13 protein-coding genes are annotated in these 13,136 nt (G+C 68.5%); 9 read left to right on the forward strand and 4 right to left on the reverse strand.

Annotation, left to right across the window (positions count from 1 at the left end):
* The first annotated feature begins 4 nt into the window (after positions 1-4).
* The 7 genes from mnmA (at position 5) to BEI_RS12170 (ending at position 7,790) form a co-directional block, all read left to right on the forward strand.
* The gene (mnmA, locus tag BEI_RS12140) at positions 5-1,117 is read left to right on the forward strand and encodes a tRNA 2-thiouridine(34) synthase MnmA (RefSeq protein WP_097789760.1); all 1,113 of its coding nucleotides are present in this window, start codon (positions 5-7) and stop codon (positions 1,115-1,117) included.
* Entirely contained in the window at positions 1,114-1,752 is a 639-nt protein-coding gene (gene hflD, locus BEI_RS12145) for a high frequency lysogenization protein HflD (protein WP_097789761.1), read from the forward strand. Before mnmA ends, hflD begins: the two co-directional genes overlap by 4 nt.
* A gap of 34 nt (positions 1,753-1,786) precedes the next feature.
* On the forward strand, positions 1,787-3,166 hold the full coding sequence (gene purB / locus BEI_RS12150) for an adenylosuccinate lyase (RefSeq protein ID WP_097789762.1): 1,380 nt from the start codon (positions 1,787-1,789) through the stop codon (positions 3,164-3,166).
* Between the two features lie 233 nt (positions 3,167-3,399).
* A complete protein-coding gene (locus tag BEI_RS12155; protein ID WP_097791073.1) occupies positions 3,400-4,578 on the forward strand; it encodes a ribosomal protein uL16 3-hydroxylase in 1,179 nt (392 codons plus the stop codon).
* 3 nt (positions 4,579-4,581) lie between these two features.
* Complete coding sequence (locus tag BEI_RS12160; protein ID WP_097789763.1) at positions 4,582-5,013, forward strand: GNAT family N-acetyltransferase; 432 nt, start codon at positions 4,582-4,584, stop codon at positions 5,011-5,013.
* Positions 5,014-5,393: 380 nt separating this feature from the next.
* Positions 5,394-6,992, forward strand: coding sequence for an isocitrate lyase (locus tag BEI_RS12165; protein WP_097789764.1), 1,599 nt, complete (start codon positions 5,394-5,396; stop codon positions 6,990-6,992).
* 330 nt (positions 6,993-7,322) lie between these two features.
* Positions 7,323-7,790, forward strand: coding sequence for an outer membrane lipoprotein (locus tag BEI_RS12170; protein ID WP_097789765.1), 468 nt, complete (start codon positions 7,323-7,325; stop codon positions 7,788-7,790).
* 76 nt (positions 7,791-7,866) lie between these two features.
* Here the strand turns inward: BEI_RS12170 and BEI_RS12175 are convergent, their stop codons facing one another.
* On the reverse strand, positions 7,867-8,142 hold the full coding sequence (locus BEI_RS12175; RefSeq protein ID WP_097789766.1) for a hypothetical protein: 276 nt from the start codon (positions 8,140-8,142) through the stop codon (positions 7,867-7,869).
* A gap of 205 nt (positions 8,143-8,347) precedes the next feature.
* Between BEI_RS12175 and BEI_RS12180 the strand changes: the two genes are divergently transcribed.
* Positions 8,348-8,830 (forward strand): FKBP-type peptidyl-prolyl cis-trans isomerase, encoded by a 483-nt coding sequence (locus BEI_RS12180; RefSeq protein WP_097789767.1) that lies wholly within the window; start codon positions 8,348-8,350, stop codon positions 8,828-8,830.
* Positions 8,831-8,904: 74 nt separating this feature from the next.
* Here the strand turns inward: BEI_RS12180 and BEI_RS12185 are convergent, their stop codons facing one another.
* Positions 8,905-9,534, reverse strand: coding sequence for a CDP-alcohol phosphatidyltransferase family protein (locus BEI_RS12185; protein ID WP_097789768.1), 630 nt, complete (start codon positions 9,532-9,534; stop codon positions 8,905-8,907).
* A gap of 13 nt (positions 9,535-9,547) precedes the next feature.
* Positions 9,548-11,746: an FAD-dependent oxidoreductase gene (locus tag BEI_RS12190; RefSeq protein ID WP_097789769.1), complete on the reverse strand. Its 2,199-nt coding sequence runs from the start codon at positions 11,744-11,746 to the stop codon at positions 9,548-9,550.
* Between the two features lie 149 nt (positions 11,747-11,895).
* Here BEI_RS12190 and msrA point away from each other — a divergent pair, with 149 nt between their 5' ends.
* Positions 11,896-12,513, forward strand: coding sequence for a peptide-methionine (S)-S-oxide reductase MsrA (gene msrA / locus BEI_RS12195; protein WP_097789770.1), 618 nt, complete (start codon positions 11,896-11,898; stop codon positions 12,511-12,513).
* Here the strand turns inward: msrA and BEI_RS12200 are convergent.
* Entirely contained in the window at positions 12,510-13,118 is a 609-nt protein-coding gene (locus tag BEI_RS12200) for a C40 family peptidase (RefSeq protein ID WP_097789771.1), read from the reverse strand. The two genes, msrA and BEI_RS12200, sit on opposite strands and share 4 nt — an antisense overlap.
* Positions 13,119-13,136 lie beyond the last annotated feature (18 nt).

Genomic DNA, 13,136 nt, shown 5'->3' on the forward strand with positions numbered 1-13,136 from the left:
CGCCATGACAGCCACCCAAGGCAAGGTCATCGTCGGCATGTCCGGCGGTGTCGACTCCTCCGTCTCGGCCCTGCTGCTGCTCGAGCAGGGCTACCAGGTGGAAGGCCTGTTCATGAAGAACTGGGACGAGGACGACGGCACCGAATACTGCACCGCCAAGGCGGACCTGGCGGATGCCGAGGCGGTATGCGAGAAACTCGGCATCCCCCTGCATACGGCCAACTTCGCCGCCGAGTACTGGGATAACGTCTTCGAGCACTTCCTCGCCGAGTACCGGGCCGGGCGGACCCCGAACCCGGACATCCTCTGCAACCGCGAGATCAAGTTCAAGGTGTTCCTCGAGTACGCCGAGATGCTCGGCGCCGACAGGATCGCCACCGGGCACTACGTGCGCGAGGCGGTGCGTGACGGTCACCCGCGACTGCTCAAGGGGCTCGATCCCAACAAGGACCAGAGCTACTTCCTGCACGCCGTGCCCGAGGCGGCCATCGCCCGCACCCTCTTCCCGGTCGGCGAGCTGGAGAAGCCCGAGGTGCGGACCATCGCCGAGCGCCACGACCTGGTCACCGCGCGCAAGAAGGATTCCACCGGGATCTGTTTCATCGGCGAGCGACGCTTCCGCGACTTCCTTCGGCAGTACCTGCCGGCCCAGCCGGGCACCATCGAGACGCCCGACGGCGACGTCATCGGCGAGCACATGGGGCTGATGTACCACACCCTGGGCCAGCGCCAGGGGCTCGGCATCGGCGGGCTGGCCGACTATCCGGACGCCCCCTGGTACGTGGCCGGCAAGGACCTCGAACGCAACGTCCTCATTGCCGTCCAGGGCAAGCACCATCCCCTGCTGTACACCGACAGCCTGGCCACCGAACCCATGGACTGGGTGGCCGGCGAGCCGCCGGCCCCGGAGGGCCGCCTGACCGCCAAGACCCGCTATCGCCAGGCCGACGTGCCCTGTGCCTTCCGGGCGGCCGAGGACGGCGGCGTGGAGGTGCGCTTCGACGATCCCCAGCGGGCGGTCACCCCCGGCCAGTCGCTGGTGCTCTACGACGGCGAGATCTGCCTGGGCGGCGGAGTGATCCGCGCCACCTGGAACGCCGCGGAGGCCGGCCGATGAACGGCACCACCCCCATCCACCGCGCGCCCGACTCGCCCACCGCCCGCCAGGCCCTGGCCCTGGCCGGGGTCTTCCAGGCCGCCAGCCTGGTCGACGAGCTGGCGCGCACCGGCCATGTCGACCAGCGCGCCTGGGACACCCTGATCCATGCCACCCTGGAAACCGACCCGGCGAGCTTCGAAGCCATCTACGGCGGCCATCCCAACAACCTGCGCCGTGGCCTGGAGGTGCTCGAGGGCATGCTGGGGCGGCGCCAGGCCAACCCGGTGGTCATGCGCTACGGGTTCTCGCTGCTGATGCTGATGAGCAAGCTGCGCACCGACACGGCCATGATGGATGCCCTGGGCCAGCGCCTGGCCCGGGCCCAGGGCCAGGCCGAGCACTTCGGCGCGACCCACGAGAACGTCATCGCCAGCCTCGGCGAGGCCTACCAGGACACCCTCTCCACCTTCAAGAGCCGCATCGTCGTCCAGGGCGATCCCTCGCTGCTGCAGAGCCGCATGATGCCGGAGCGGGTCCGCGCCTGCCTGCTGGCCGGCATCCGCTTCGCCCTGCTCTGGCACCAGCAGGGCGGCCGCCGCTGGAAGCTGGTCTTCCAGCGGGGGGCCCTGAAGAAGACCCTGGACACCCTGTAACCGAACCGACCACTCCCACCCGGAACACGACCCCATGCAGCCCAAGTCCCTTCCCTTGACCGCCCTCACCGCCCTTTCCCCCGTCGACGGCCGCTACGGCAGCAAGGCCGAGAGCCTGCGCGAGCACTTCAGCGAGTTCGGCCTGATCCGCGCCCGGGTCACCGTCGAGGCCCGCTGGCTCCAGCGCCTGGCCGAGCACCCCCAGATCGTCGAGGTGCCGCCGCTCTCCGCCGAGGCCACCGCGGCCCTGGACGCCCTGGTCCGCGACTTCTCCCTGGAGGACGCCGAGCGCATCAAGGAGATCGAGCGCACCACCAACCATGACGTCAAGGCGGTGGAGTACTTCATCAAGGAGCGCATCGCGAACCAGCCGGAGCTGCACGCCATCACCGAGTTCGTGCACTTCGCCTGCACCAGCGAGGACATCAACAACCTGTCCCACGCCCTGATGCTGCGCGGCGGCCTGGACGCCCTGCTGCCGGTGATGCACGAGGTGACCGACGAGGTGGCCCGCCTGGCCGAGGAGCACGCCGCCCAGCCGATGCTGTCGCGCACCCATGGCCAGACCGCCAGCCCCACCACCCTGGGCAAGGAAATGGCCAACGTGGCCTATCGCCTGCGCCGCCAGCTGAAGCAGATCGAGGGCATGGAGCTGCTCGGCAAGATCAACGGTGCCGTGGGCAACTACAACGCCCACCTGGCCACCTACCCGGAGATCGACTGGGAGGCCAACGCCCGCACCTTCGTCGAGGGCCTGGGCCTGAGCTTCAACCCCTACACCACCCAGATCGAGCCCCACGACTACATCGCCGAACTGTTCGACGCCGTGTGTCGCTTCAACACCGTGCTGATCGACTTCGACCGCGACGTCTGGGGCTACATCTCGCTGGGCTACTTCAAGCAGAAGACCGTGGCCGGCGAGATCGGCTCCTCCACCATGCCCCACAAGGTCAACCCCATCGACTTCGAGAACTCCGAGGGCAACCTGGGGCTGGCCAACGCCATGCTCGGCCACCTGGCCGAGAAGCTGCCGATCTCGCGCTGGCAGCGCGACCTCACCGACTCCACGGTGCTGCGCAACCTGGGGGTCGGCCTGGCCTACGCCCTGGTCGCCTACCAGGCCTCGCTCAAGGGCATCGGCAAGCTCGAGGCCAACCCGGCGCGCCTGGCCGAGGACCTGGACAACAGCTGGGAGGTGCTGGCCGAGCCGATCCAGACGGTGATGCGCCGCTACGGCATCGAGAAGCCCTACGAGAAGCTCAAGGAGCTCACCCGCGGCAAGCGGATCGATCAGGCCGGCTTCGCCGCCTTCATCGACACCCTGGAACTGCCCGAGACGGTCAAGGCCGAGCTCAAGGCGCTAACGCCGGCCAACTACATCGGCAACGCCGAGGCCCAGGCGCGCAAGCTCTAAGCTGGAAGCTGGAAGCTGGAAGCTGGAAGCTGGAAGCTGGAAGCTGGAAGCTGGAAGCTGGAAGCTGGAAGCTGGAAGCTGGAAGCTGGAAGCTGGAAGGCAGATTGCCGCCTTCTGCCGCAGAAGCAAGGGGTTGCTTCCAGCTTCAAGCTCAAGCCCGCGAAGCGGGCGCTCTTCCAGCTTCACGCCATGGCCCGGTTGCTCACTCATCCCATTCGAGTCCCAGGATCCTTATGTCAACCGATACGCCCCGGCAACTGCTCGGCGGCCTTTCCGCCGCCGACTTCCTGCGCGAGCACTGGCAGCGCCAGCCGCTGCTGATCCGCGGGGCCTTCCCCGACTTCGAGAGCCCGCTGTCCCCCGACGAGCTGGCGGGACTGGCCTGCGAGGACAACGTCGAGGCCCGCCTGGTCGAGGAACGCGGCCCCGAGGGTCCCTGGCAGGTCAGCCACGGTCCCTTCGACGAGGCGACCTTCGCCCGGCTGCCTGAGCGCGACTGGACCCTGCTGGTCCAGGCCGTGGACCACTACGTGCCCGAGGTGGCGGCGCTGCTCGAGGCCTTCACCTTCCTGCCCCGCTGGCGGCTGGACGACATCATGGTCAGCTACGCCCCGCCGGGAGGCAGCGTCGGCCCCCACGTCGATCAGTACGACGTCTTCCTGCTCCAGGCCAGCGGCCGGCGGCGCTGGCAGCTCGGCGGCAAGGTTCCCGACGACGCCCCCATCCTCGCCGGCATCGACCTGCGCATCCTCGAGACCTTCGAGGTGGAGGCCGGACAGGACTGGACCCTGGAGCCGGGCGACATGCTCTACCTGCCGCCGGGCTGGGCGCATCATGGCGTCAGCCAGTCCGAGGACTGCATGACCTTCTCGGTGGGCTTCCGCGCGCCCTCGGCCGACGAGGCCGTCACCTCCTTCGCCGACTACATCGGCGAGCAGCTTCCCCCCTCGCGCCGCTACGCGGATGCCGGCATGGTGCCGCCCGACGACCCGGCCGAGCTCGACGACGCGGCGCTCGCCCGCATGCGGGCACTGATCCTGGAGACCCTGGATGACCCGGCCCAGCTGGCCCAGTGGTTCGGCCGAGTGATGACCCAGCCCAAGTACGTCGACCAGCTGGTGCCCACGGAGACGCCCACCGACCCCGAGGCGCTTGTCGCCGCACTACAGGAGGGCGAGGTCCTGGAGCGCAGCCCCGGCTCGCGCTTCGCCTGGCGCCTCCGCGAGGATGGCCAAGCCACGCTGTTCGCCGACGGCGACGGCATGGAATGCTCGCCGGGCCTGGCCCGGGCACTGGCCGGCCCGCAACCGATCGACGTCGACATGCTGATCCATCACGAGGCCCCGGCCATCCTGGCCCGGCTGTTCGACGCCGGCAGCCTCGGCTGGCCCTGGGACGACGAGGAGGAATGACACATGAAGAGCGCCACCGAGATCCGCGAGGGGGACTGGGCCACACTGGGCACTCAGGCCTCGGAGATTCGTCGCCTCGTCTTCATCGAGGAGCAGCGCGTCCCACGGGAGGAAGAGTGGGACGGCCTTGACGACCAGAGCACCCACTTCCTGGCAGTGCTCGACGGCGTCGCCATCGGCACCGCCCGCCTGCTGCCCGATGGGCATATCGGCCGGGTCGCGGTGCTCCCCGTCCATCGCGGTGCCGGCATCGGCGTGGCGCTGATGGAGGCGGCGATCGCCGCCGCCCGGCGCCAGGGCTTCGCCCGGGTGGAACTCGCCGCCCAGACTCACGCCCTGGCCTTCTACGAACGGCTGGGCTTCCTTCCCCAGGGCGAGACCTTCATGGAGGCGGGAATTCCGCACCGCAACATGGTGCGCCGGTTCGACGACTGAGCCGCCCTCCCATCCCCTCTCCAGGAAACCCGACTACAGGAATCGCCCCCCAGCCCGCTTTCCTGTAGTCGGGCTACAACGCTCCCTGCCCCCAAGGATCAATTGTTGTCCCCCGCCATGGCGGGCCATAGTGACTACCAAGACGAGCGGGGAGCGCAACGGGTCAAACGCTTGTTCATGTAGTCGAGACTCTCCTCCCCAGCTCGCCGGGGTTCGACCAAGGCCCTAGAGACAGGCCCGGTAATGCGGACGAACCTGACAAGACTTCGCAGATGCAGCATAAGGCTTTGCCGAATGATGCAGCCGGCGATTCCCGCGGGGGCAATGCCGACCCAGGACGGCAGCGCCGACGAGACTTCCAAGCGAGAGAGGATGGCCCCATGGCAGCATTCAACGACGAACTCAAGACCCTGGCCCAGCTGCGCGAGGCCCAACGCGGCAAGTGGGACAACATCGATCCGGAGCATGCGGCCCGCATGCGGGTGCAGAACCGCTTCCACACCGGCCTGGACATCGCCCGCTATACCGCCAAGATCATGCGCGAGGACATGGCCGCCTATGACGCCGACAGCGCCCAGTACACCCAGTCGCTCGGCTGCTGGCACGGCTTCATCGGTCAGCAGAAGCTGATCTCCATCAAGAAGCATTTCGGCACCACCAAGCGTCGTTACCTCTACCTCTCCGGCTGGATGGTCGCCGCGCTGCGCTCCGAGTTCGGCCCGCTGCCCGACCAGTCCATGCACGAGAAGACCAGCGTGCCTGCCCTGATCGAGGAGCTCTACACCTTCCTGCGCCAGGCCGACACCTGGGAGCTCAACCACCTCTTCCGCGACCTGGAGGAGGCCAAGAAGGCCGGTGACCAGGCCAAGGCCGACGAGCTCGTGGCCAGGATCGACAACCACGAGACCCACGTGGTGCCGATCATCGCCGACATCGACGCCGGCTTCGGCAACGCCGAGGCGACCTACCTGCTGGCCAAGAAGATGATCGAGGCGGGCGCCTGCTGCATCCAGATCGAGAACCAGGTCTCCGACGAGAAGCAGTGCGGCCACCAGGACGGCAAGGTCACCGTGCCCCACGAGGACTTCATCGCCAAGATCAACGCCGTGCGCTATGCCTTCCTGGAGCTCGGGGTCGAGGACGGCGTCATCGTCGCCCGCACCGACTCCCTGGGCGCCGGCCTGACCCAGAAGATCGCCGTGACCAACGAACCGGGCGACCTGGGCGACCAGTACAACAGCTACCTGGACGGCGACGAGATCACCTCGGCCGCCGACATCGACAACGGCGACGTGGTCATCAAGCAGAACGGCAAGCTGGTCAAGGTCAAGCGCCTGGCCTCCGGCCTCTACCAGTTCAAGCCGGGCACCGGCGAGGACCGGGTGGTGCTGGACTGCATCACCAGCCTGCAGAACGGCGCCGACCTGCTGTGGATCGAGACCGAGAAGCCCCACGTCGGCCAGATCGCCGGCATGGTCAACCGCATCCGCGAGGTCTGCCCGGACGCCAAGCTGGTCTACAACAACTCGCCGTCCTTCAACTGGACCCTGAACTTCCGCCAGCAGGTGTTCGATGCCTGGGAGGCCGAGGGCCGAGACGTCAGCGCCTACGACCGTGCCGACCTGATGAACGCCAAGTACGACGACACCGAACTGGCCGCCCAGGCCGACGAGTGGACTCGCAACTTCCAGCGCGACGCCTCACGGGAGGCCGGCATCTTCCACCACCTCATCACCCTGCCGACCTACCACACCGCGGCCCTGTCCACCGACAACCTGGCCAAGGGCTACTTCGGCGACGAGGGCATGCTGGCCTACGTGGCGGGCGTCCAGCGCCGCGAGATCCGCGAGGGCATCGCCACCGTCAAGCACCAGGACATGGCCGGCTCCAACATCGGTGACGACCACAAGGAGTTCTTCCATGGCGAGGCGGCCCTCAAGGCCGGCGGCAAGGACAACACCATGAACCAGTTCGGCTGATCGACGTCCAAGTTCGCAAGACTGGAACCCTTGGGGAGGCCCGGCCTCCCCTTTTTTCGTTGGCGGTTCGCCTGTCTACACTAGGAGCCTGTCGAGCTTAACGCTGATCGACTACGAATCCCGGGCTTTCGGCCGACGTCATTCGATCCATGTCGTGAAATCGCGCGCTATGCGCCTCAATGGATCGAACAATTTGACTCGAAATCCGTGATTCTCGTGACGACCGGTCAAACCCGACAGGCGCCGGGGGCGTCGGTCTCGCCCCTGGGGCTTTCGCCGACACCCCATCTCGGAATGGCGCGACGCGCCGATGACGCCAAGGAGGTCTGCATGAAACGTCTTCTCCCCGTCCTGGTCATGGCCAGCCTGACCCTCGCCGGCTGTGCCAACACCGCGCCCTATTCGGGCAACGTCTACACCGGCAACCAGGCCAAGACCGCCCAGAGCGTGTCCTTCGGTACCATCACCGCACTGCGGCGCGTCCAGATCCAGGCCGACAGCCGGGCCGGCGGCATCCTCGGTTCGGGCGGCGGCGCGGTCATCGGCGGCATGCTCGGCAATCAGATCGGGGGCGGCTCGGGACGCGAACTCGCCACCGTGGCCGGCGTCATCGGCGGTGCCGTCGCCGGCACCAAGATCGAGGAAACCACCAACCGCATCCCTGCCTGGGAGATCGAGGTGCGCAAGGACACCGGCCAGACGGTGGTGGTGGTGCAGAAGGCCGACCAGGCCTTCCAGGTGGGCCAGCGAGTCCGTCTGGTGGGCAGCGGCAGCCGGGTCAGCGTGGTGCCCTACTGACCCCGGGCTGCACGACGAGCAAACGAAAGGCCCGCGGCTTGCACCGCGGGCCTTTCGCCTGGGGCTTCAAGACCGCTCAGTGAGCCTTGCGCAGGGCCCAGCACACCAGCTTGCCGCCGATGAAGGCGATCAGGCCGATGAGGATCAGGGTGAGCAGCAGGTCCACCGGCTGGACGATGGCCGTGGCCACGAGCACCGCGATGGCCGGGCACCAGACCCAACGGTCGTCCTCGCTGCGCAGGACGGCCGGCAGCAGGGCGTCGAGGGCGCCGCTGACGCTGGCCTCCCAACGGTTCAGGCACAGGAAGAGAATCACGGCGAAGGCGATCAACCAGATCACGGTCACGGTCATGGCGGTCTCCAGCAAGGGAAATGACGGGGTGGGAAAGCTGTGCCGAAAGGGTATCCCCGCCGGCCTGGCCACGCAACCACGCCGACCGACGTGAACGAGGCTCAGCCAGGCCGCGCACAAGCTGAAAAATGTCGTGCTGCTCCTGACAGCTCCCCGGATGCCACGTTACCATGACCTCTTACATGCACTCACCAAAGGTTCATCAATGCAGATCGCGCAGAATTCCGTTGTCGCCTTCCACTACACCCTGACCAACGATGCAGGTGAAGTGCTGGACAGCTCGGAAGGCCGTGAGCCGCTGACCTATCTCCACGGCGCCGGCAACATCATTCCGGGTCTCGAGAAGGAAATGGAAGGTCGTACGGCAGGCGACAAGCTCCAGGCGAAGGTCGCCCCGGAAGAGGGCTACGGCGAGGTTCAGCCGCAGCTCGTGCAGGAAGTCCCGCGGGATGCCTTCCAGGGCGTCGAGAGCGTGGAGCCCGGCATGCAGTTCCAGGCCCAGACCCAGGGCGGTCCGCTGATGGTCACCGTGACCAAGGTCGAGGGCGACACCGTCACCGTCGACGGCAACCACCCGCTGGCCGGCCAGACCCTGAACTTCGACGTCGAGATCGCCGAGGTCCGCGAAGCCAGCCAGGAAGAGATCGAGCACGGCCATGTCCACGGCGAGGGCGGCCACGAGCACTGAACGCTCACCGGCACCGTCCCAGGACGCCAGAGGGCAGCCCATCGGGCTGCCCTTTTTCGTGCCCGCGCCAAGGCTCAGCGGGTGCCGGGCGGCAGGGCCCTAAGGGTGAGATAGCCGCCCCAGAGTCGGGTGGCCGTGGTGACCAGGCAGGCCGCGGCGAAGCCAAGGGCCAGGACCGGAAACTGGGCGGGCCACAGGCAGAACGCCACCAGCGCCAGGACGGTCTCGGTGCCCTCGGTGAGCCCGTGCAGGTAGTAGAAGGCCTTCTGCTGGAAATGCGGTCGGTTGAGGTCATGCCGCGCGGCCATGATGGCGAAGGCCAGAAAGGAGGTCCCCGTGCCGATGAAGGCGAACAGCAGCACGGCGGCCGCCAGGGCGTTGGCCGCCGGATCCGCCAGGGCGAAGCCCAGCACCACGCCGGCGTAGAAGACGAAGTCCAGGCCGATGTCGAGAAAGCCCCCCGCGTCGGTGGCGGTGCGGGTCAACCGCGCCAGGGCCCCGTCCAGGCCGTCGCCCAGGCGATTGAGCAGGATCGCCGCCAGGGCCCCGCCATAGGCCTCCAGGGCCAGCAGCGGCAGGGCCAGGAGGCCGATCGCGAAGGCCGCGATCGTCACCTGGTCGGGGCGCACCCCGGCGTTCGCCAGCCGGCCGGCCAGGCGCAGCAGAGGTTTCTGGGTCAGGGGCATGGTCCAACGGTCGAGCATCCTGGTCCCTCGTTCAGCGCAGCGGGCGATCCGCCCCGGTAGTGCGGGAAGCCGGACCGGGATCGGCGACGCCCTGGCCCCGCCGCCAGGCGAAGTAGCGGGCCAGCCAGCCCAGCAGGCGCTCCGGCTTGTGGGCATTCTTCCAGACCCCGGCGGTGGCCTTCACCGCCTCGGCGCGGGTCGGATAGGGATGGACGGTGCCGAGCAGCTTGTTCAGCCCGATCCCCCGGGTCATCGCCAGGGTGAACTCGGCGAGCATCTCACCCGCCTCGGCGCCCACCAGACTGGCCCCGAGGATACGATCCTTGCCGGGCACGGTCAGCACCTTGACGAAGCCGTCCCGCTGGCCCTCGGCGATGGCACGATCCAGATCGGCCAGGGAGTAGCGGGTGACCTCGAAGGCGATCCCCTGCGCCATGGCCTCGCGTTCGTTCAGGCCGACGCGGGCCACCTCCGGATCGGTGAAGGTCACCGCGGGCATCGCCCGGTAGCTGACCCGAAAGCGCTTGAGCTCCCCGAACAGCGCATTGACCGTGGCATGCCAGGCCTGGTGAGCACTGGCGTGAGTCAACTGGTAGGGGCCGGCGACGTCGCCACAGGCCCAGACGTTGGGCAGCACCGACTGCAGGGTCTCGTCCACGGCCAGGGTGCCGTCGGCGCGGGTCTCCACGCCCAGGGCCTCGAGGCCCAGGCCCTCGACGTTGGCGCGCCGCCCCACCGCCACCAGCAGGCGATCGAAGGGCAGCAAGACGGTGGCCTCGCCATCGTCGACCTCCAGGGCGTGACCGCCGCCCTCGACCTGGACCACCCTTTGCGCCCGGCTGTCCAGGTGCAGGGCGACGCCCTCCTCGCGCAGCCGGGCCTCGACCTCGCCGGCCACGTCGGCGTCCTCCCGGGGCAGCAGTTGTCCGCCCATCTCCACCAGGGTCACGCGGCTGCCCAGTCGGGCGAAGCTCTGGCCCAGTTCGCAGCCGATGGGGCCGCCTCCCAGGACCAGCAGGCGCTCGGGCAGGGTCTCCAGCGACCAGAGGTTATCCGAAGTCAGCACCTCGACGGCCTCCAGCCCCGGTAGCGGGGGAATCCAGGGCGAGGCACCGCTGGCGATGATGACGTGGCGGGCGGTGATCACTCGCTCGCCGACCCGCACCCGCCAGGGATCCTCCAACCGGGCCTCCCCGGCGATCACGTCCACGCCCAGCGCCTCGTAGCGCTCCCGGCTGTCGTGGGGCTCGATCCCGCGGATGGCGCCGCGAACATGCTCCATGACCGCGGCGAAATCCACCTCGGGCTCGCCGGCCGAGATCCCGTAGCGCGGCGCCCGGCGGATCTCGTTGGCCACCCGGGCCGCCCGGATCAGCGCCTTGGAGGGCACGCAGCCGGTGTTCAGGCAATCGCCCCCCAGCTTGCCACGCTCCACCAGGGCCACCCGGGCCCGAACCGCGGCGGCGATATAGCTGGCCACCAGGCCCGCCGAACCGCCCCCGATCACCACCAGGTCGTGGTCGAAGCGGCGGGGGCGCCCGAAGCGCCGTGCCAGCCGCCGCCGCTTGGCCACCGCCACCAGCGTCTTGGCCACCCAGGGGAAGAGGCCGATCAGCACGAAGGAGCCGATCAGGCCCGGCGACAGGATCCCGGCCAGGGACTGCAGCTGCCCCAGCTCGCGGCCGGCGTTCACGTAGACGGCGGTGCCCGGCAGCATGCCCAGTTGGCTGACCCAGTAGAAGGTGGTCAGGCGCATGCGCGTCAGTCCCATCACCAGGTTGATGACGAAGAAGGGAAAGATGGGGATCAGGCGCAGGGTGAACAGGTAGAAGGGCCCTTCCCGGCGGATGCCGGCGTTGATCCGCGCCAGCTGGGCGGCAAAGCGCCGCTCCAGGGGCTCCCGGGCGATGGTCCGGGCGATGAGGGCGGCCAGGGTGGCCCCGAGGGTGCTGGCGAAGGAGATCAGCACGAGCCCCCAGCCGAAACCGAACAGGGCCCCGCCCAGCAGGGTCAGCAGCGTCGCCCCGGGCAGCGACAGCGCCGCCATCAGCACGTAGATCAGGAAGAAGCCTCCGGCCACGGTCGCCGGCCTCTCGGCCAGCCATGCCTGGAAGCGCACCTGCTCGGCCTTGAGGTTGTCCAGGGTCAGCGCCTGATCGGCGCCGGAGAGGAAGAAGGCGGCGAAGGCCAGGGCGATGAGGCACAGCAGCAGCAGGCGTCGCTTGGTCAAGTCGGTCACTCCCTGTGGTCGCGAGTCGGTGTCGGCCTTGAGTCGGGTCCGTGGCGACAACCTTACAGCCTTGTCCAGGCTCGGGTTGTAAGGATCCGGGCATCCGTTGGACTATAGGAAAGTACATCCCTTCGAGGAGGAGCAACACCATGACGCGCAAGACCCTTGCGGACCTGCTGTGGCCTTGCCTGCTCGCCCTCGGCGTGATCGCCCCCGCCCAGGCGGCCGAACCCCGGACCGCCATCTTCGGGGGCGGCTGCTTCTGGTGCATGGAACAGGCCTACGACAAGGTGGAGGGCGTCGTCGAGACGACCTCGGGCTACACCGGCGGTCACGTGGAGAATCCCACCTACGAGCAGGTCTCGGCCGGCGTCACCGGCCATATCGAGGTGGTCAAGGTGGAGTACGATCCCGAGATCGTCGACTACGCCACCCTGCTGCATGTCTTCTGGCGCAACATCGATCCCTTCGTGGAGAACCGCCAGTTCTGCGACGTCGGCGATACCTACCAGAGTGCCATCTTCCCCCTGGACGAGCGCCAGCGCGAACTCGCCGAGGCCAGCCTCGAGGAGGTCGCGGAACGGTTCGACCGGGACATCGCCACTCGCATCATCGACTTCGAGGCCTTCTACCCCGCCGAGGACTACCACCAGAACTACTACGTCGACAACGCCATGCGCTACCGCTACTACAAGTCGGCCTGCGGGCGTTCGGAGCGGCTAGAGGAAATCTGGGGCGACGAAGCCGAGGCACATGGCGCCGGCTAGCCCTCGCCACGATCGAGCAACGCGGGATCGAGGCGCTGCACCAGGCGAACCGCCTCCAGCGGCCGGCGCGACTGCCAGTAGTGGCGCCGCCAGTAGGGGTTGTCCAGGGCGGAGAGCTTGACCCCGCGCGAGGTGGAGGCGTGCAGGAAGCGCCCCTCGCCCACGTAGATGCCCACGTGGTGGTAGAAGCCGGGCGGCCGGAAGAAGACCAGGTCGCCGGGGCGGAGGGCGTCGCGGGAGATCGCCTCCCCCTCGTGGACCTGCTGGCGGGTGGTCCGCGGCAGGTCGACCCGGAAGGTCTCGGCGTACACCCGCTGCACCAGGGCCGAGCAGTCGATGCCGCGGCGGCCGGTGCCTCCCAATCGGTAGGGGGTGCCGAGCCAGCGCTCGTGCTGGGCCAGCAGGGCCCGCTGGACGAGGGCCGGCGGCGGGTTGCGCAGCCCCCTCACGGCGAGGATGGGGTTATCGATGGGCGACATCAGCGGCGCATCGCGCCGGTCCGCCGCGAACACCTCGTCCGACGGCGGTCGCTCGGCGACCGAGCCGCAACCCGACAGCAGCACCAAGACCCACGCCCACGACGCCCCGCGGCTCCAGTTCGACATCCCTGTCCCTCTCCTAGC

Source organism: Halomonas beimenensis, from assembly GCF_002549795.1.
GTDB lineage: Bacteria > Pseudomonadota > Gammaproteobacteria > Pseudomonadales > Halomonadaceae > Halomonas > Halomonas beimenensis.